The organism is Streptomyces corallincola (assembly GCF_019104725.1).
In the GTDB taxonomy this organism is placed as follows: Bacteria; Actinomycetota; Actinomycetes; order Streptomycetales; family Streptomycetaceae; genus Streptomyces; species Streptomyces corallincola.
The window spans coordinates 1-18,039 of record NZ_JAHRXF010000073.1 but is presented as its reverse complement, the minus strand read 5'-3'; the positions used below and the strand labels follow the sequence as shown (position 1 = coordinate 18,039).

The following is an 18,039-nucleotide window of genomic DNA, read 5'->3' as shown; positions in this document are numbered from 1 at the left end:
ACACGCCCCCGCGCCCCACGCCCCCGCACACCCCCGCGCACCCCCGTACACCCCTGCGCCCGCCCGGCGTTGGAACCCCGCGCTCCACTACCGCACACATGCCAGCGGCAACAACCGCCCGAACGTGTGACGGGAGTCACCGCATGGGTTTCTGAAGCGGAGGTATTTAACCCCTGCCTACAACTGGTCAATTTAATATGTGCAATTGCACTGCCGTCCGGGGTCGTACCCGGATGATCCGACAGGCCCCACCAGGCTCCGACATCCCCGCGCACGACCGCCCGCGCCGGGGCCGGGGAGCGCACAAAAAAGATCGCGCCGGCCCCCGCGGAGGGGACCGGCGCGATCTACGACGCACCCTGTCGTGCTGCCTGTGACGTTCTCAACGGCTGGGGAATGGGCCCTGTTGGGGCAGGTCCCGCGTCGGGTGAAGCAGGGGTCCGGGTGTCCCGGCCGGTGGGGGACCGGCCGTTCTGCCCGGGTGTACGGCGTTTCAGGCCTCGCTGCGCTGCTGGGGAATGCCCGCCAGCAGGGCGCGGACCTCCGCCTCGCGGTAGCGGCGGTGCCCGCCGAGCGTACGGATGGACGTGAGCTTGCCGGCCTTCGCCCACCGCGTCACCGTCTTCGGGTCCACACGGAACATGGTGGCGACCTCAGCCGGGGTCAGCAGCGGCTCGGCATCAGGGGTGCGAGCGGTCATGAGCGGCCTCCTCGGGAGAACCGAACCTTCTCGGTTCATTCCTCTAAATTCTGCACCTTGACCCGCGTTGCCCGAAATGGCGGACGCGAGTCGAGTCGGTTATAGGACGAACGGCTTGTCCTCGGCACTACAACTACACCATCTGTCCAGCGCCGTCGGCCAAACCGATGGAATTGCCCTCCCAGGTGTTCATCAGCGACGGAAGCCGATGGACCATGCCATAGCGGACAGTCACGCCACTGTGACGATCAGTCACAGGGCGATCAGGAGTCGTCAGACCCCCCACAGCACACAAAACTCATAAACCGCCCACAAGGGAGCATAGACGGACGGAGGAGCCCTCTCCGGACTCCTTGTCCTATTTTGGCACGAGGAGTGGCAAGCTATGCAAGGGCCGCGTAAGTGCGGTCCATCACCCTTGGGGATTCCTTGGGGCAATCGTCCGGATCACGGCCGACGTCCCGTCAGGTGGGGGCAATTGGACTAGACCGTACGTCCTCGAACACCGATTCGGCCGTGACGCAGGTCACTTCTGGGCGCACATCCGTCATTTCCGTCCCGACGGACCGCGCCCGGTCCGCGCCGGGTCCGCGCCGGGCGCCGCTCCCCCACACCGCGCTCAGTTCGCGGAGCGCCGGTTCCTGACCCCGCGCCAGCGCTCCACCAGCCGCGCGTAGGCGGCGCCCGCCGCCGCTCCGTCGCCCCGGCCCAGCGCCTCCACCCCGGCCGCCACGTCGGCCGCCGAGTGGTCCTCCTCCAGCGCCCCGGCGGGCAGCGCGTGCACCAGACCGCCGTAGTCCAGCTCCACCATCGAACGCGGGTGGAACTCCTCCAGCCAGCGGCCCACGTCCAGCAGGCCGTCCACCAGCGGGCCCTCCGACACCGTGTCCCGCAGGGTGCGCAGGCCACGGGCGACCCGGCGGCGGGCCTGCACCATCGGCGTGCGGTAGCGCAGCATCGGGGGCGCGCCGTCCCGCGCCGCGTCGTAGCGCCGCTCCTCGTCGGCGACCAGCACGAACCAGTTCAGCGGCACCTGCCAGGTCGCGGAGCGGATCCAGGGGCGGGCGTCGGGGTTGCGGGCCAGCCAGCGCTCGTAGTCCTGCGCGGCCTGGTCGCGCACCAGGGGCGGCAGCACCGCGTCCAGCACCGGCGGGGGCAGTTCGTCCCCGAGGGCGCCGAGCGCCAGCCAGCCGCGCAGCCGGGTCCGCCACGGGCAGACGCACACCACCCCGTCCACCTCGGCCACGAACGCGTCGGCGCTCTCGTGCACCGGCACCGCGACCGGCGGGGTGGGCAGCAGATCGGCCAGCGAACGGCGCAGCTCGTCCTGGTAGGAGGGGCGGTCGGCACGGCGGGCGTAGCGCTGCCAGTGGCCGCGCTCCGGTTCCGGGAACGCGACGAGCGGCTCGTACACGCGCAGGTACGCGGCGTACGGGACGACCACGGAGGACACCTTGGGCACGCCTGTTCACTCCCCACCGAAACCCGGCTCGGAACCACCGGAATCGTCCCACGGTCACGCGCAGGCGCGCGGCACGGAAGAGTGATCCCGCACACCGGGCGGATGCGGGACGCGGCGAGGCTCTACTCTCGTGCCAGCGCTCCGCCACCTGTACGGCGCGCACCGCCCCACCCGCCGCTCTTTCACAGGAGTCACCACAGTGACCGACGTAACCGGCGCACCCGCTGATGTCCTGCACACCCTGTTCCACTCGGACCAGGGCGGCCATGAGCAGGTCGTGCTCTGCCAGGACCGCGCCACCGGCCTGAAGGCCGTGATCGCGATCCACTCCACCGCCCTGGGCCCGGCCCTCGGCGGCACCCGCTACTACCCCTACGCCACCGAGGCGGAGGCCGTCGCGGACGCGCTGAACCTCGCGCGCGGCATGTCGTACAAGAACGCGCTGGCCGGGCTCGACCACGGCGGCGGCAAGGCCGTGATCATCGGTGACCCCGAGCGCGACAAGACCGAGGAACTCCTCCTCGCCTACGGCCGCATGGTCGCCTCGCTCGGCGGGCGCTACGTCACCGCCTGCGACGTCGGCACCTATGTCGCGGACATGGACGTGGTCGCCCGCGAGTGCCGCTGGACCACCGGCCGCTCCCCCGAGAACGGCGGCGCGGGCGACTCCTCGGTGCTCACCGCGTTCGGCGTCTACCAGGGCATGCGCGCCTCCGCCCAGCACCTGTGGGGCGACCCCTCGCTGCGCGGCCGTACCGTCGGCGTGGCCGGTATCGGCAAGGTCGGCCGGCACCTCGTGCGCCACCTGCTGGACGAGGGCGCCCGCGTCCTGGTGACCGACGTCCGCGAGGACGCCGTACGGCAGCTGCTGGAGCAGCACCCCGAGGGCGTCACGGCGGTCGCGGACACCGAGACGCTGATCCGCCACGAGGGCCTGGACATCTACGCCCCCTGCGCGCTCGGCGGCGCCCTGAACGACCTCACCGTGCCGGTGCTGACCGCGCGGGTGGTGTGCGGCGCGGCCAACAACCAGCTCGCGCACCCCGGTGTCGAGAAGGACCTCGCGGACCGGGGCGTGCTCTACGCGCCGGACTACGTGGTGAACGCGGGCGGGGTCATCCAGGTCGCGGACGAGCTGCACGGCTTCGACTTCGAGCGGTGCCGGTCGAAGGCGGCGCGGATCTTCGACACCACGCTGGCCATATTCGCGCGTGCGAAGGAGGACGGAATTCCTCCGGCCGCCGCCGCCGACCGGCTCGCGGAGCAGCGGATGGCCGACGGCCGCGCGGGACGCGCGGGACTCGCCGCGCTCTGACCGTGCCCCGGCCCCGTTCCGGGCCGCCAGGTGTCACGGGCCGCCGGACCTCCGGCGGCCCGATCGGGTGTCCGATCGCACGTGTGAGCGGTACCCGCCGGAGGCAACTTCGAGAGAACTCTCACGTCCCCCGGCGGGTCGCCGTCCGACAAGTGGTTAAAATCGCCACTGACCAGCGAGGACGGGACTCCTCCCGGGTGCCGTGCACACGCGCGTGCTGCGGGCGACGTACCGTATGGGCGCGGGCTCAGGTACCGTGGAAGTCCTACGGACCGGCCTCTCTGCGGAGGGTCCGTTCCGGATCATGAACGCGTGTCAGACTCTGGGGCCGTCGAGCCCCGTCACCGAGGGGGTCGAGCCATGGGGCGCGGCCGGGCCAAGGCCAAGCAGACAAAGGTCGCCCGCCAGCTGAAGTACAACAGCGGTGGGACAGACCTGTCACGTCTGGCCAATGAACTGGGCGCATCGAATTCGAGCCAGCCGCCGAACAGCGAGCCGTTCGAGGACGATGAAGAGGAAGAGGAAGACCTCTACTCCCGCTACGCCGACCTCTATGAGGACGACGACGAGGACGAGGACGAGAGTCCGTCCCAACACCGTCGCGGCGCTTGACCCTGCATTGAGCTCTCACCCGGCCGGTGGCACTGCCACCGGCCGGGTTCTGTGCTGTCCGTGAGCCGCTCTTCGTGAGCCGCTGTCCGCGGGCCTCTCCGCGATGCCGGGCGGCCCGGGCAGCCCTGCATCGGGCTGTCCGGTCGCCGGTCGGTCACGGGCGGCCCGGTCGCGGGTGCGCGGCCTCGGGGCGTACGGGCTCAGGCCGCGTGGTCACCGACGAGTTCGGCGCCGGTGGCACGGTCGCCGCGCTCGGTGATCTCACCGGCGATCCAGGCGTCCACGCCCCGGTCCGCCAGTACGGCGAGGGCGACCTCGGCGGACTCGGGCGGCAGGACCGCCATCATGCCGACGCCCATGTTCAGCGTCTTCTCCAGCTCCAGGCGCTCGACGTTCCCGGTCCGGCCGACCAGGTCGAAGACCGCGCCGGGGGTCCAGGTGGCCCGGTCGATCACCGCGTGCAGCCCCTCGGGGACGACACGCGCGAGGTTGGCCGCGAGTCCGCCGCCGGTGATGTGGCTGAACGCGTGGACCTCGGCGGCGCGGGTCAGCGCCAGGCAGTCCAGCGAGTAGATCTTCGTGGGCTCCAGCAGCTCCTCGCCGAGCGTGCGGCCCAGCTCCGGGACCTCGGTGTCCAGGGTGAGTCCGGCGCGCTCCAGCAGGACGTGCCGGACCAGGGAGTACCCGTTCGAGTGAAGCCCGGAGGACGCCAGGGCGATCACCGCGTCACCGGTGCGGATACGGTCCGGGCCGAGCAGGCGGTCGGCCTCGACCACGCCGGTGCCCGCACCGGCCACGTCGAAGTCGTCCGCGCCGAGCAGACCGGGGTGTTCGGCGGTCTCACCGCCGACCAGGGCGCAGCCGGCCAGCACACAGCCCTCCGCGATGCCCTTGACGATCGCGGCGACCCGCTCGGGGTGGACCTTGCCGACGCAGATGTAGTCCGTCATGAACAGCGGCTCGGCACCGCACACCACGATGTCGTCCATGACCATCGCCACCAGGTCGTGGCCGATCGTGTCGTAGACGCCCATACGGCGGGCGATGTCCACCTTGGTGCCGACGCCGTCGGTGGCGGAGGCGAGCAGGGGGCGCTCGTAGTTCTTGAGGGCGGAGGCGTCGAAGAGACCGGCGAAGCCGCCGATGCCGCCGAGGACCTCGGGGCGGCGGGTCCTGCCGACCCACTCCTTCATGAGCTCTACGGCGCGGTCGCCCGCCTCGATGTCCACGCCCGCGCTCGCGTAGCTGGCACCAGTGGTCTCGGAAGTCATGACCTTGGGAACTTTCGTGTCGTCCTGCGGGGGAACGGCGCGCTCAGGGACGCCGGATCGCGTCGGCGGCGGCCGTGGCGGCGGGTCCGGCGGCCAGCTCGGTCTCCAGGAGCTGCTTGCCGAGCAGTTCGGGGTCGGGCAGCTCCATCGGGTACTCGCCGTCGAAGCAGGCGCGGCACAGGTTCGGCTTGGCGATGGTGGTCGCCTCGATCATGCCGTCGATGGAGATGTAGGAGAGCGAGTCGGCGCCGAGCGAGGTGCCGATCTCCTCGATGGTCATGCCGTTGGCGATCAGCTCGGCGCGGGTGGCGAAGTCGATGCCGAAGAAGCACGGCCACTTCACGGGCGGCGAGGAGATCCGGATGTGCACCTCGGCGGCGCCCGCCTCGCGGAGCATGCGGACCAGGGCCCGCTGGGTGTTGCCGCGCACGATGGAGTCGTCCACGACGACTAGGCGCTTGCCCTTGATGACTTCCTTCAGCGGGTTCAGCTTGAGCCGGATACCGAGCTGGCGGATGGTCTGCGAGGGCTGGATGAAGGTCCGGCCGACGTAGGCGTTCTTGACCAGGCCGGCGCCGAAGGGGATGCCGGACGCCTCCGCGTACCCGATGGCGGCGGGGGTGCCGGACTCCGGGGTCGCTATGACGAGGTCCGCCTCGGCGGGGGCCTCCTTGGCCAGCCTGCGGCCCATCTCCACCCGGGAGAGGTACACGTTCCGGCCCGCGATGTCGGTGTCCGGGCGGGCCAGGTAGACGTACTCGAAGACACAGCCCTTGGGCTTCGCCTCCGCGAACCGGGAACTGCGCAGGCCGTTCTCGTCGATGGCGACGAACTCGCCCGGCTCGATCTCCCGGACGTAGGCGGCACCGCAGATGTCCAGCGCGGCGGACTCGGAGGCGACCACCCAGCCGCGCTCCAGGCGGCCGAGGACCAGCGGACGGATGCCCTGGGGGTCGCGGGCCGCGTAGAGGGTGTGCTCGTCCATGAAGACCAGCGAGAAGGCGCCCCGCACCTGCGGGAGGACCGCGTGCGCGCCCTCCTCGATGGTGAGCGGCTTGCCCTCGTCGTCCGTCTGGGCGGCGAGCAGCGCCGTCAGCAGGTCGGTGTCGTTGGTGGCCGCGACACGGGTCGAGCGGCCGTTGGTGTCCTTGGGCAGCTCGGCCACCAGCTCCGCGAGGCGGGCCGTGTTGACCAGGTTGCCGTTGTGGCCGAGCGCGATCGAACCGTGCGCGGTGGCGCGGAACGTCGGCTGGGCGTTCTCCCAGACGGAGGCACCGGTGGTCGAGTAGCGGGCGTGACCGACCGCGATGTGACCCTGGAGCGAGCCGAGGGAGGTTTCGTCGAAGACCTGGGAGACGAGGCCCATGTCCTTGAAGACGAGGATCTGGGAGCCGTTGCTGACCGCGATACCCGCGGATTCCTGGCCCCGGTGCTGGAGGGCGTAGAGCCCGAAGTACGTGAGCTTTGCGACCTCTTCGCCGGGAGCCCAGACACCGAAGACGCCGCAAGCGTCCTGGGGGCCCTTCTCGTTGGGAAGCAGGTCGTGATTGAGGAGACCGTCACCACGTGGCACGGCACCGAGTGTAGGCGAGGCCGCGCGCTGGTCCGAATCGGTGATACGTCGGACCCTCCGGCTCGGGCCGGGTGATCACCTTGTGGCTTTTCGCGTTCTTCCAGGTCAGCATGGTGCGCCGATGGGGGTGCCGTGTCCGGGCGTCCGGTGGGGGTGCCGTTCCGGGGCGCTCGGGCGGTGCGTGAGTGAGGTGTCGCACATCATTCGGGGGCGGGGCGGGCGAGGGTGACGCGGTCTCCGTCGCCCTGCGTGAGCGTCAGTTCCGTACCGGTGGCGGTGGGGTGGCCGGGGGCACCGGGACCGGTGGTGACAGTGAGGGGACCCGCGGTGAGGACGCGGGCGAGGGCGCGTTCGAACTCCATGCGGGCCGGGGCACACGCCATCCTGGTGGTGCGCAGCGGGCCGAAGGTGATCCGGTCCCCCTGGACGGTGACCTGTGCGCCGAAGCCGTTGCAGCCGAGGTTGCCCGCCGCGCGTCCGTCCTCCTCCAGCCGCAGCCGGGCGGACGCGGGCGCCTGCCGGGTCGTGCCGCTCTCGGTCACGCTGCGGACGGTCCAGTCGATGCCGGTCACTTCCGGATGTGGGGTCACGGCACCACTGTCCGCCGGGGCGCCTCCGCAGGCCAGTGCGCACGGGACGAGCAGGGCGGTGGCCAGGGCCAGGGGGATGCGCTGCTTGTACCGGTTCATACGGGTTCGACGGGCGGGACGGGGATCGGGTTCCCGGTGCCGTGCGGAGGGGCCCGCACGGCGGGGGCTGGGGGCGCGTGCGGGGTGCGGGCGAGCGGGGGGCGTGCGGGGCGCCGGGTGCCGGTGGTCCACAGCACGCGGTCCACAGCACGCGGTCCACGACCTGCCTCCTACGACATGAGCGGCAGCAGCGCCGACAGGTCCGCGCGTCCGCCGCTGGCCCGCACCTCGGCCCCGGCCAGCGCGTCCGCCCAGCTCAGGCGGCCGGTGGCCAGGCGCAGCCAGGTCAGCGGGTCGGTCTCGACCACGTTGGGCGGGGTGCCCCGGGTGTGCCGGGGGCCCTCCACGCACTGCACCACCGCGTACGGCGGCACCCGGACCTCGGTCGAGCCGCCGGGCGCCTTCAGCGCGAGCGCGTCCGCGAGCAGCCGGGTGGTGGCGGCCAGCGCCTGCCGTTCGTACGGCACGTCCAGTCCGGGCACGGCCGCGTTGAGGTCGTCGGTGTGGACGATCAGCTCCACGCACCGGGTGACCAGATAGTCGTCCAGCTCCAGCGCCCCGGCGTTGGTGGCCAGCAGCCGCCCCGCCGGGTACGTGTCGAACAGGGCCCGCAGACTCCGGTCCACGTCCGCCAGGTGGGCGGTGAGATCCGGGTGCCCGGCGGAGAGGCGGCGCGTGAACGCGTCGATCCCGGCGGAGTCCGCGCCGGTCAGCAGGGGCCAGCTCGCCACCTGGACGTCCGCCTTCGGGGGTGCGGGCAGTTCCGCCGCGCGGTGCACGGAGGTGACGGCCATGCCGATGTGCGCGACCAGTTCCCGCACCGTCCAGCCGTCGAGCCGGGTCGGCAGCGCCAGTCGCTCCGGGGTGAGCCGCGCGGCGGCCTCCCGTACCCGGTCGAGCTGGGCGAGCACGGCGGCGCGGGTACGGGCGGGGTCGTAGGCGCGGGGGCGCTTCTTGGCCGGGGGCATGGGGGCGAGCCTATGCGGCGGCGGGCCCCGCCCCTCCCCGGTGCGGGGAGAGGCGGGGCCCGCTCAGGGCCCGTACGGCCGGGGCCTACGCCAGCAGCGCCGGGATGGTGTTCTCGTGCGCCTCGCGCAGCTCGGCCAGGGGGAGGGTGAACTCGCCCTGGACCTCCACCGCGTCCCCGTCCACGACACCGACGCGGGTGGCCGGGAGGCCACGGGCGCCGCACATGTCGTTGAAGCGGAGCTCCTCGGAGCGCGGGACGGCGACGAGGGCGCGGCCGGCCGACTCCGAGAGGAGGAAGGTGAACGCGTCCAGGCCGTCCGGGACGACCAGCCGGGCGCCCTTGCCGCCGAGCAGGGCCGACTCCACGACCGCCTGGACGAGACCGCCGTCCGAGAGGTCGTGCGCGGAGTCGATCATGCCGTCGCGGGAGGCGGAGATCAGGATCTCGCCGAGCAGCCGCTCCCGCTCCAGGTCCACCTTGGGCGGCAGTCCGCCGAGGTGGTCGTGGACGACCTGGGACCAGGCCGAGCCGCCGAACTCCTCCCGGGTGTCGCCGAGCAGGTAGAGCAGGTGGCCGTCCTCCTGGAAGGCGACCGGGGTGCGGCGGGCCACGTCGTCGATGACACCGAGCACCGCGACGACCGGCGTCGGGTGGATGGCGGCCTCGCCGGTCTGGTTGTACAGCGAGACGTTGCCGCCGGTCACCGGGGTGCCGAGCTGGAGACAGCCGTCCGCGAGACCGCGCACGGCCTCCGCGAACTGCCACATGACCGCCGGGTCCTCGGGCGAGCCGAAGTTCAGGCAGTCGGAGACCGCGAGCGGCTTCGCCCCGGTGGTCGCCACGTTGCGGTACGCCTCGGCCAGCGCGAGCTGGGCGCCGGTGTACGGGTCGAGCTTGGCGAACCGGCCGTTGCCGTCGGTGGCGATGGCGACACCGAGGCCGCTCTCCTCGTCCACCCGGATCATCCCGGAGTCCTCGGGCTGGGCCAGGACGGTGTTGCCCTGCACGAAGTGGTCGTACTGCGAGGTGATCCACTTCTTGGACGCCTGGTTGGGCGAGCCGACCAGCTTGAGGACCTGCTCGCGCAGCTCCTCGGCGGTCTCCGGGCGGGGCAGCTTGTTCGCGTCGTCGGCCTGGAGGGCGTCCTGCCAGTCCGGGCGGGCGTACGGGCGCTCGTAGACCGGGCCGTCGTGGGCGACCGTGCGCGGGTCCACGTCCACGATCTTGCCGCCGTGCCAGAAGATCTCCAGCCGGTCGCCGTCGGTGACCTCACCGATGACGGTGGCGATCACGTCCCACTTGGCGCAGATCTCCAGGAAGCGGTCCACCTTCTCCGGCTCGACCACCGCGCACATGCGCTCCTGCGACTCGCTCATGAGGATCTCCTCGGGCGAGAGCGTGGAGTCGCGCAGGGGTACGTCGTCCAGGGTGACGCGCATGCCGCCGGAGCCGTTGGAGGCCAGCTCGCTCGTCGCGCAGGACAGCCCGGCCGCGCCGAGGTCCTGGATGCCGACGACCAGCTTCTCCGCGAACGCCTCCAGGGTGCACTCGATGAGCAGCTTCTCCTGGAAGGGGTCACCGACCTGCACGGCGGGCCGCTTGGAGGGCTTGGCGTCGTCGAAGGTCTCGGAGGCCAGGATCGAGGCGCCGCCGATGCCGTCGCCGCCGGTCCGGGCGCCGTAGAGGATGACCTTGTTACCGGCGCCGGACGCCTTGGCGAGGTGGATGTCCTCGTGCCGCATGACGCCGATGGCACCCGCGTTGACCAGCGGGTTTCCCTGGTAGCAGGCGTCGAAGACGACCTCGCCGCCGATGTTCGGCAGGCCCAGGCAGTTGCCGTAGCCACCGATGCCCGCGACCACGCCGGGTAGCACCCGCTTGGTGTCGGGGTGGTCGGCCGCGCCGAAGCGCAGCGGGTCCACCACGGCGACCGGGCGGGCGCCCATCGCGATGATGTCGCGCACGATGCCGCCGACGCCGGTGGCCGCGCCCTGGTAGGGCTCGACGTACGACGGGTGGTTGTGCGACTCGACCTTGAAGGTGACCGCGTAGCCCTGGCCGACGTCCACCACGCCCGCGTTCTCCCCGATGCCGACGAGCAGCGCGTCGGACTGCGGGGCCTTCTCGCCGAACTGGCGGAGGTGGACCTTGGAGGACTTGTACGAGCAGTGCTCGGACCACATCACCGAGTACATGGCGAGTTCGGCGCCGGTCGGGCGGCGGCCGAGGATCTCGACGACCCGCTCGTACTCGTCCTTCTTGAGGCCGAGTTCGGCCCAGGGCAGCTCGACGTCGGGGGTCCCGGCCGCGTGCTCGACCGTGTCCAGAGGCGTCCGGCTCATGCGTTGACCAGCTTCTTGAGGATCGAGGTGAAGAAGGGCAGGCCGTCCGTGCGGCCCGTGCCGATCAGGGACTCGACGGCGTGCTCGGGGTGCGGCATCAGACCGACGACGTTGCCCGCCTCGTTGGTGATACCGGCGATGTCGTTGAGCGAGCCGTTGGGGTTGAGGCCCAGGTAGCGGAAGACGACCCGGCCCTCCGCCTCCAGCTTCTCCAGGGTGTGGGCGTCGGCCACGTAGCGGCCGTCCATGTTCTTCAGCGGGATGTGGATCTCCTGGCCGGCGGTGTAGTCACCGGTCCAGGCGGTGTCCGTGTTCTCCACCCGGAGCTTCTGGTCGCGGCAGATGAAGTGCAGGTGGTCGTTGCCGAGCATCGCGCCGGGCAGCAGGTGGGCCTCGGTGAGGACCTGGAAGCCGTTGCAGATGCCGAGTACCGGAAGCCCGGCCTTGGCCTGCTCGATCACGGACTCCATCACCGGCGAGAACCGGGAGATGGCACCGGCCCGCAGATAGTCGCCGTAGGAGAAACCACCGGGCAGCACCACGGCGTCCACCTGGTGGAGATCCCGGTCCTTGTGCCAGAGGGCGACCGGCTCGGCGCCCGCGAGGCGGATCGCGCGCCGGGTGTCACGGTCGTCGAGACTTCCCGGAAAAGTGACGACGCCAATACGAGCGGTCACTCGGCCGCCTCCGTGACTTCCTCGACCTTGACGGCGAAGTCCTCGATCACAGTGTTGGCGAGGAAGGATTCCGCGAGTTCCCGGACGCGGGCGAGCGCGGCCTCATCGACCGGCCCGTCAACTTCCAGTTCGAATCGCTTTCCCTGGCGGACGTCGGAGATCCCGTCGAAACCCAGGCGCGGCAGGGCACGCTGGACCGCCTGGCCCTGGGGGTCGAGGATCTCCGGCTTGAGCATGACGTCAACTACGACGCGTGCCACTGACACTCCCGGTGTGTGGTGCTGAGCAGGTTCCTTCAGACTACCCGTACAAAATTTCTACGCGAGTAGAGTTGGAGGAAAGTACGTGACCCGCATCACGATCGGGTGTCGGTCGGGTGCCGTGGCGAAAAATTCTGGGAAAGTTCCGCCCGTCAAGGCGGGCAGGTATTGCACAGGGACACGCTGATGTATTCGGCCGGGCTTCACTTCGCAATGCCGGGCACTGTACAAATGAATTGGCAATAGCCGATACTCGGCACGTCATCACCATGTATCGACGTGCCGCACGAAGGGACCGATATTCGTGGCGCAAAAGGTCGTGGTCACTCTCTTCGACGACATCGACGGCTCGGAAGCGGCGGAAACGATCGCCTTCGGCCTCGACGGCAAGTCGTACGAGATCGACCTGAACGAGGGAAACGCCCAGGGACTCCGCGAGGCGCTCGCGCCGTACGTCGAGGCCGGCCGCAAGCGCTCGCGCTCCGGGAAGGCGTACCAGCAGACCGAGGTCGCCCCCGACCCGGCCGCCGTCCGCGCCTGGGCCCAGGCGAACAAGATGGACGTGCCCGCCCGTGGCCGTATCCCGAAGAAGGTGTACGAGGCGTTCGGCGCCGCGCGCTGAGCCGGTGCGGCGGGTGCGGCGGGTGCGCGGGGCTCGGCCGCGGTGCTCCGGGCGGCTCCGCGCGCTCCGGACCCACGGTCCGTCAGCGGCCCCCGGAGGCCGCGCAGTTGCCCCGGCGGGGACTCGACTTGCGCAACCCCCCTGACCATCGGCTAATGTCTGGCTCACGCCGAGGGGCGAGGCCGAAACGCCGGACTCCGAGGAACGCGCGGGTGTAGTTCAGTAGTAGAACATCCCCCTTCCAGGGGGAAGGCGCAGTGTGCAATTCCTGTCACCCGCTCTGGCATCGGCCGTCCGAACCACGCTTGTGGATCGGGTAGGCTGGTGCACGCACCGATCGGTGAGAGCCGGTCGGGGGCAGTGCGGACGTAGCTCAGTTGGTAGAGCGCAACCTTGCCAAGGTTGAGGTCGCGAGTTCGAACCTCGTCGTCCGCTCGGGAAAAAGATCCCGGTCCACTCATGTGGACCGGGATCTTCTCGTTTTCCGGCCCCATTCCCCTTCTCCCTTCATCCCCTTCCCGTGTGATCTCCGCGTGCGCTTCTGACATGTGTCATGCCGGGCGATGACATCCCGCACTGCCGTTCCGCTCCGGGCGCCGGGAGGCTGGCGGTATGGACATCGACGGACACAGCGGCGGGAACGTGATCGAGGTCACCGGTCTGCGCCGCGTCTACGCGGGCGGGTTCGAGGCGGTGCGCGGCATCGGGTTCTCGGTGGCGCGCGGGGAGATCTTCGCGCTGCTGGGCACCAACGGCGCCGGTAAGACGTCCACCGTGGAACTCCTGGAGGGGCTGGCGGCGCCGACCGCCGGGCGGGTCCGGGTGTTCGGGCGCGACCCGTACCGGGAGCGGGCCGCCGTACGGCCGCGTACCGGGGTCATGCTCCAGGAGGGCGGGTTCCCGGCCGGGCTGACGGTCGCCGGGACGGCGCGGATGTGGGCGGACTGCGCGCGGCGTGCCCGCCCGGTGGCCGACATCCTCGCGCGGGTCGGGCTGGCCGCGCGGGCGGGCGTACGGGTCGGGCAGTTGTCCGGTGGCGAGCGGCGGCGGCTGGACCTCGCGCTCGCCCTGCTGACCGATCCGGAGGTGCTGTTCCTGGACGAGCCGACGGCCGGGCTGGACGCCGAAGGGCGCCGGGACACCTGGGAGTTGGTGCGCGCACTGCGCGCGGGCGGTACCACCGTGCTGCTCACCACGCACTACCTGGAGGAGGCGGAGGGGCTGGCCGACCGGCTGGCCGTCCTGCACGCCGGGCGGATCGCGGCCATCGGCACCCCGGCCGAGGTCACCGCATCCCGGCCGTCCCGGATCTCCTTCGAACTCCCCGAGGGCCACTTCGTCGGGGATCTGCCGCCGCTCGCCGCGATCGGCGTGGACGACCACGAGACCGAGGGCCGCACCGTACGGCTGCGGACCCGCGAACTCCAGCGCACCGCCACCGAGTTGCTGCTCTGGGCCGCGCGTACCGGGGTCGAACTGCGCCGCCTGGACGCGCGCTCGGCCTCGCTGGAGGAAGCGTTCCTGGACATCGCACGTGAGCGGGAGGCCACCGTATGACCACACTGGACCTGGCGTCCTCGGAGCGCGGAGAGAGGCGTACGAGCGGACGCGTACGGCGGCTGCGGGCGCTGGCCCGCGCCGAACTCACCCTCCTGCTGCGCAACCGCACGGTCGTGCTGACCGCGCTCGCCGTGCCGCTGACGCTGCCGTTCTGCGTGCGGCCCGCACTGGACCGGCTCGACCTGTCCGGACGGGGGCCGGGCGTCGGCGCGGCACTGACGACGGTCGCGGTCGGCTTCTCGTTCCTGTTCGCCGTGCACACCGCGCTGGTCGGCACGTACGTCGCCCGCCGCGAGGAACTCGTCCTCAAGCGGCTGCGCACCGGCGAGCTCACCGACGCCGAGATCCTCATCGGCACCGCGCTGCCCGCCGTCGCGCTCGGACTGGTCCAGTCCCTGCTGCTCTGCGCGGGCGGTGCCGTACTCCTGCACACCGGGGTGCCCCGGGCGCCGGGTCTGACGGTCCTCGGCGTGCTGCTCGGGCTGGTCCTGAGCGCCGCGCTGGCCGCGCTGACCTCGGTGGTGACCCGGAGTGTGGAGGGCGCCCAAGTCACCGCGCTCCCCCTGGTGTTGGCCACCATGATCGGCTCGGGGCTCGCGGTGCCGGTCGAGAGCCTGCCCGCCCGCTTCGCCCGCGGGCTCGAACTCCTCCCGTTGTCCCCGGCCGTACGACTGGTCCGGGCGGGCTGGACCGGCGACCTGGGCGGCCCCGAACTCCTGCGCACGATCGCGGTCGCGCTGGTCTGGATCGCGGTCGCGGTGTTTGCTGTCCGACGGTGGTTCCGGTGGGAGGGGCGTCGGTGAGACAGGGCGGCGGGCGGGCGGGACCCGCGGACGGGGGTACGGCGATGAACGGGCCGCGCGGGTGGTGGGGGCGGCAGTCCACCCCGGCCAAGGTGGAGACGTACACCCGCTGGTCGTTCCACTCGTTCGCGCTGGTCGAGTTCGCGGTGATGTGCCTGCCGGTGCTCGCGCAGACCCGGCCGGGGGTCGCGTACCCGCTGGCCGTCCTGGTCGCGCTGCACTGCGCCGGTACGGCCGTGACCACGTCCCGCGCGGTGGACTGGAGCAGGGGACGGCGGGCCCGGCCGGTACGGGAACTCGCGCTGCACGGCACGTTCACCGTCCTGGTCGCCGGGACCGCGCTGCTGCTCGCCCGGTACGGCACGGGCGGCGAGCGGCTCGCCGGGAACGCCACCTCGACCGTGTACGGGGGTGTCCTGGCGTTCGGCGCGGGCACGCTGACGCTCGGGTTCCGCGGGCGGCGCCGGGTGTCCGCCGTGGTGGGCGCCTTCGCGGGCGGTTCGGCGGTGCTGGGCGCGCTGCTGGGCATGCCGTGGCCCGCCGCGCTGGGCACCGCGCTCGCGGTGTTCCTCGGGGCCGGGTTCCTCGCCTTCACCACCGTCTTCTCCGTCTGGCTGCTCGACGCCGTGTACGAACTCGACGCGGCCCGCGAGACCCGCGCCCGGCTCGCCGTCGCGGAGGAACGGCTGCGGTTCGGGCGGGACCTGCACGACGTCCTCGGGCGGAACCTCTCCGTGATCTCCCTCAAGAGCGAGCTGGCCGTCCAACTGGCCCGGCGCGGGCGCCCGGAGGCGGTCGAGCAGATGATCGAGGTCCAACGGGTCGCCCAGGAGTCCCAGCGCGAGGTGCGGGCCGTCGTGCGCGGCTACCGCGAGGCCGACCTAGCGGTCGAACTCGTCGGTGCGCAGGGCGTGTTGACGGCAGCCGGGATCGAGTGCCGGGTGCGCGCCCAGGAGGCCGACGGGCTGCCGGCGGAGGTCCGCGCCGCGCTGGGCTGGGTCGTGCGCGAGGCCACCACCAACGTCCTCCGCCACGGCGACCCCGGACACTGCTCGCTGGAACTCAGCCAGGGGGCGGGGCGGGTGGTGCTGGTGGTGGAGAACGACGGGGTGGGCACGGCCGGGAGCGCGGGTGCCGGGAGCGGCGGGCGGGGGTCCGGGCTCGACGGGCTGCGGGAACGGCTCACCGCCGTCGGCGGCACACTGGCGGCGGGCCCGGCCGGAGCGGGCCGGTTCCGGCTGGTGGCGGAAGTGCCGGTGGGTCCCGGGCAGCGGGGCGCCGAGCCCAGTACGGCTGCCGGGGAGTGGCCGGGAGGCGCGGGTACGGGAGGCGCGGCGGCGGGCTCTGACGGGGGCGGCTCCACGGGCGGCGGGGTTTCCACGGTTTCCACTTTTGGCGCGGACGAAGGGGAGGCGGGCGCGTGAGTGAGCCCGTACGGCTGCTGTTGGCCGATGACGAGCATCTGATCCGGGGGGCGCTGGTCGCGCTGCTGGGGCTGGAGGAGGATCTGATCGTGGTCGCCGAGGCGGCCAGTGGGCCGGAGGCGCTGGTCATAGCGCGGGCGCACACCCCGGATGTGGCGGTGCTGGATCTGCAGATGCCGGGGGCCGACGGTGTGAAGGTCGCCACATCGCTGCGGGCGGAGCTGCCCGCTTGCCGGGTGCTGATCGTGACCGGGCACGGGCGGCCGGGGCATCTGAAGCGGGCGCTGGCGGCGGGGGTGCGGGGGTTCGTGCCGAAGACGGTCAGCGCGCGACGGCTCGCGGAGATCATCCGTACCGTGCACGCGGGAAACCGTTACATCGACCCGGAGTTGGCGGCCGACGCGATCGCCGCCGGGGACTCCCCGCTGACCGCGCGCGAGGCGGAGGTGCTGGAGATGGCGGCGGACGGGGCGCCGGTCGCGGAGATCGCGGAGCGGGCCGCGCTGTCGGCCGGGACCGTGCGCAACTACCTCTCCTCGGCGGTCACCAAACTGGGTGCCGAGAACCGGCACACGGCGGTGCGTCTCGCGCGCGAGCGAGGTTGGGTATAGTTGCTCTCGCGCCACGGCGCAGTGCGGACGTAGCTCAGTTGGTAGAGCGCAACCTTGCCAAGGTTGAGGTCGCGAGTTCGAACCTCGTCGTCCGCTCCAGTGAAGAAGGCCCCCGGTTGAACCGGGGGCCTTCTTCGTGTCCGCCGCCGGGGCGGTCAGGACCAGCTCGTGCCGGTCAGCCGCTCGTACGCCTCCAGGTACTTGGCGCGGGTCGCGGCCACGACCGCCTCCGGCAGCGCGGGCGGCGGCTGCTCGCCGCGGCGGTCCCAGCCGGACTCCGCCGAGGTCAGCCAGTCGCGGACGTACTGCTTGTCGTACGAGGGCTGCGCGCGGCCCGGCTGCCAGGTCTCGGCGGGCCAGAAGCGGGAGGAGTCGGGGGTGAGCACCTCGTCCGCGAGGACCAGGGAGTCGCCGTCGAAGCCGAACTCGAACTTGGTGTCCGCCAGGACGATCCCGCGCTCACGGGCGATGTCACGGGCCCGCCCGTACACCGCGAGGGTGGCCTGCCGCAGCTGGGCCGCGGTCTCCGCGCCGACCTGGCGGGCGACCTCCTCGTACGACACGTTCTCGTCGTGCTCGCCGACCTCGGCCTTGGTCGCCGGGGTGAAGATCGGCGCGGGCAGCTCCGAGCCGTCCACCAGGCCCTCGGGCAGCGCCAGCCCGCAGACGGTGCGCGTCTGCTCGTACTCCGCCAGGCCGGAGCCGGTGAGGTAGCCGCGGGCCACGCACTCCACCGGGACCATGTCCAGGGACTTGCAGACCAGGGTGCGGCCCGCCCAGTCGGCCGGGGCGCCGGGGGGCAGCTCGGTGCTGATCACGTGGTTCGGGGCGAGGTCGCGCAGCTTGTCGAACCACCACAGGGAGAGCCGGGTCAGCACCCGGCCCTTGTCGGGGATCTCCGTGGGCAGCACCCAGTCGTACGCGGAGATGCGGTCACTGGCGACCATCACGAGGTCGCCCGCCGCGTCGCGGTACAGCTCGCGCACCTTGCCGGTGTGCAGATGCACCAGGCCCGGAACCTCGATCGGCTCGGGCTTTTCTACGAATCCGGACACGGTTCCTCCCCGTGGTTCTGTCCCATTCCCCCGATTCTCGCTCATGGGGCACGGGGGCGGGGACCGGGGGTGCCGGGTCGGGTGCCGGGTCGG

General features: G+C 71.8%; 17 protein-coding genes and 3 tRNA genes. 10 read left to right on the top strand and 10 right to left on the bottom strand.

What is annotated here, in order from left to right; genetic code table 11:
• Nucleotides 1–493 precede the first annotated feature (493 nt).
• Both bldC and KUM39_RS27175 read right to left on the bottom strand, forming a co-directional pair.
• Complete coding sequence (gene bldC / locus KUM39_RS27180; protein WP_003949541.1) at nucleotides 494–700, bottom strand: developmental transcriptional regulator BldC; 207 nt, start codon at nucleotides 698–700, stop codon at nucleotides 494–496.
• A gap of 619 nt (nucleotides 701–1,319) precedes the next feature.
• The gene (locus tag KUM39_RS27175; protein ID WP_217788434.1) at nucleotides 1,320–2,162 is read right to left on the bottom strand and encodes a DUF8083 family protein; all 843 of its coding nucleotides are present in this window, start codon (nucleotides 2,160–2,162) and stop codon (nucleotides 1,320–1,322) included.
• A 199-nt stretch (nucleotides 2,163–2,361) separates the two neighbouring features.
• Here KUM39_RS27175 and KUM39_RS27170 point away from each other — a divergent pair, with 199 nt between their 5' ends.
• Nucleotides 2,362–3,477: a Leu/Phe/Val dehydrogenase gene (locus KUM39_RS27170; protein ID WP_217788433.1), complete on the top strand. Its 1,116-nt coding sequence runs from the start codon at nucleotides 2,362–2,364 to the stop codon at nucleotides 3,475–3,477.
• A 360-nt stretch (nucleotides 3,478–3,837) separates the two neighbouring features.
• Nucleotides 3,838–4,089 (top strand): DUF3073 domain-containing protein, encoded by a 252-nt coding sequence (locus KUM39_RS27165; protein WP_217788432.1) that lies wholly within the window; start codon nucleotides 3,838–3,840, stop codon nucleotides 4,087–4,089.
• A gap of 200 nt (nucleotides 4,090–4,289) precedes the next feature.
• Here KUM39_RS27165 and purM read toward each other — a convergent pair whose 3' ends face one another.
• The 7 genes from purM to purS all read right to left on the bottom strand — a co-directional run bounded on the left by purM (nucleotide 4,290) and on the right by purS (nucleotide 11,871).
• Complete coding sequence (purM, locus tag KUM39_RS27160) at nucleotides 4,290–5,360, bottom strand: phosphoribosylformylglycinamidine cyclo-ligase (protein WP_217788431.1); 1,071 nt, start codon at nucleotides 5,358–5,360, stop codon at nucleotides 4,290–4,292.
• Nucleotides 5,361–5,403: 43 nt separating this feature from the next.
• Nucleotides 5,404–6,933 carry an amidophosphoribosyltransferase gene (purF, locus tag KUM39_RS27155; RefSeq protein ID WP_217788430.1) on the bottom strand — a complete coding sequence of 510 codons (1,530 nt, stop codon included), beginning with the start codon at nucleotides 6,931–6,933 and terminating at the stop codon, nucleotides 5,404–5,406.
• 200 nt (nucleotides 6,934–7,133) lie between these two features.
• Entirely contained in the window at nucleotides 7,134–7,622 is a 489-nt protein-coding gene (locus KUM39_RS27150) for an META domain-containing protein (RefSeq protein WP_217788429.1), read from the bottom strand.
• Nucleotides 7,623–7,792: 170 nt separating this feature from the next.
• Nucleotides 7,793–8,590: a maleylpyruvate isomerase family mycothiol-dependent enzyme gene (locus tag KUM39_RS27145; protein WP_217788428.1), complete on the bottom strand. Its 798-nt coding sequence runs from the start codon at nucleotides 8,588–8,590 to the stop codon at nucleotides 7,793–7,795.
• Between the two features lie 85 nt (nucleotides 8,591–8,675).
• Nucleotides 8,676–10,934: a phosphoribosylformylglycinamidine synthase subunit PurL gene (gene purL, locus KUM39_RS27140; protein ID WP_217788427.1), complete on the bottom strand. Its 2,259-nt coding sequence runs from the start codon at nucleotides 10,932–10,934 to the stop codon at nucleotides 8,676–8,678.
• On the bottom strand, nucleotides 10,931–11,611 hold the full coding sequence (purQ, locus tag KUM39_RS27135) for a phosphoribosylformylglycinamidine synthase subunit PurQ (RefSeq protein ID WP_217788426.1): 681 nt from the start codon (nucleotides 11,609–11,611) through the stop codon (nucleotides 10,931–10,933). Before purQ ends, purL begins: the two co-directional genes overlap by 4 nt.
• Nucleotides 11,608–11,871 (bottom strand): phosphoribosylformylglycinamidine synthase subunit PurS, encoded by a 264-nt coding sequence (gene purS, locus KUM39_RS27130; RefSeq protein ID WP_217788425.1) that lies wholly within the window; start codon nucleotides 11,869–11,871, stop codon nucleotides 11,608–11,610. The genes purQ and purS overlap by 4 nt, the downstream gene beginning before the upstream one ends.
• Before the next feature lie 304 nt (nucleotides 11,872–12,175).
• On the opposite strand from purS, the gene KUM39_RS27125 reads away from it, so the two are divergent.
• The 8 genes from KUM39_RS27125 (at nucleotide 12,176) to KUM39_RS27090 (ending at nucleotide 16,990) form a co-directional block, all read left to right on the top strand.
• Nucleotides 12,176–12,493 carry a histone-like nucleoid-structuring protein Lsr2 gene (locus KUM39_RS27125; protein WP_217788424.1) on the top strand — a complete coding sequence of 106 codons (318 nt, stop codon included), beginning with the start codon at nucleotides 12,176–12,178 and terminating at the stop codon, nucleotides 12,491–12,493.
• Nucleotides 12,494–12,701: 208 nt separating this feature from the next.
• Nucleotides 12,702–12,773: transfer RNA gene (locus KUM39_RS27120), tRNA-Gly, on the top strand.
• 82 nt (nucleotides 12,774–12,855) lie between these two features.
• Nucleotides 12,856–12,928, top strand: a tRNA-Gly gene (locus KUM39_RS27115).
• A 177-nt stretch (nucleotides 12,929–13,105) separates the two neighbouring features.
• Nucleotides 13,106–14,050, top strand: a complete 945-nt coding sequence (locus tag KUM39_RS27110; protein ID WP_217788423.1) for an ABC transporter ATP-binding protein — start codon at nucleotides 13,106–13,108, stop codon at nucleotides 14,048–14,050.
• The gene (locus KUM39_RS27105; RefSeq protein ID WP_217788422.1) at nucleotides 14,047–14,856 is read left to right on the top strand and encodes an ABC transporter permease; all 810 of its coding nucleotides are present in this window, start codon (nucleotides 14,047–14,049) and stop codon (nucleotides 14,854–14,856) included. Before KUM39_RS27110 ends, KUM39_RS27105 begins: the two co-directional genes overlap by 4 nt.
• Nucleotides 14,857–14,900: 44 nt before the next feature.
• On the top strand, nucleotides 14,901–16,280 hold the full coding sequence (locus KUM39_RS27100; protein ID WP_217788421.1) for a sensor histidine kinase: 1,380 nt from the start codon (nucleotides 14,901–14,903) through the stop codon (nucleotides 16,278–16,280).
• Nucleotides 16,277–16,891 (top strand): response regulator transcription factor, encoded by a 615-nt coding sequence (locus KUM39_RS27095; protein ID WP_217788420.1) that lies wholly within the window; start codon nucleotides 16,277–16,279, stop codon nucleotides 16,889–16,891. The genes KUM39_RS27100 and KUM39_RS27095 overlap by 4 nt, the downstream gene beginning before the upstream one ends.
• A 23-nt stretch (nucleotides 16,892–16,914) precedes the next feature.
• Nucleotides 16,915–16,990 (top strand) — tRNA-Gly (locus KUM39_RS27090).
• 56 nt (nucleotides 16,991–17,046) lie between these two features.
• On the opposite strand, the gene KUM39_RS27085 is transcribed toward KUM39_RS27090, so the two are convergent.
• Nucleotides 17,047–17,946: a phosphoribosylaminoimidazolesuccinocarboxamide synthase gene (locus KUM39_RS27085; RefSeq protein ID WP_217788419.1), complete on the bottom strand. Its 900-nt coding sequence runs from the start codon at nucleotides 17,944–17,946 to the stop codon at nucleotides 17,047–17,049.
• Nucleotides 17,947–18,039: the final 93 nt, after the last annotated feature.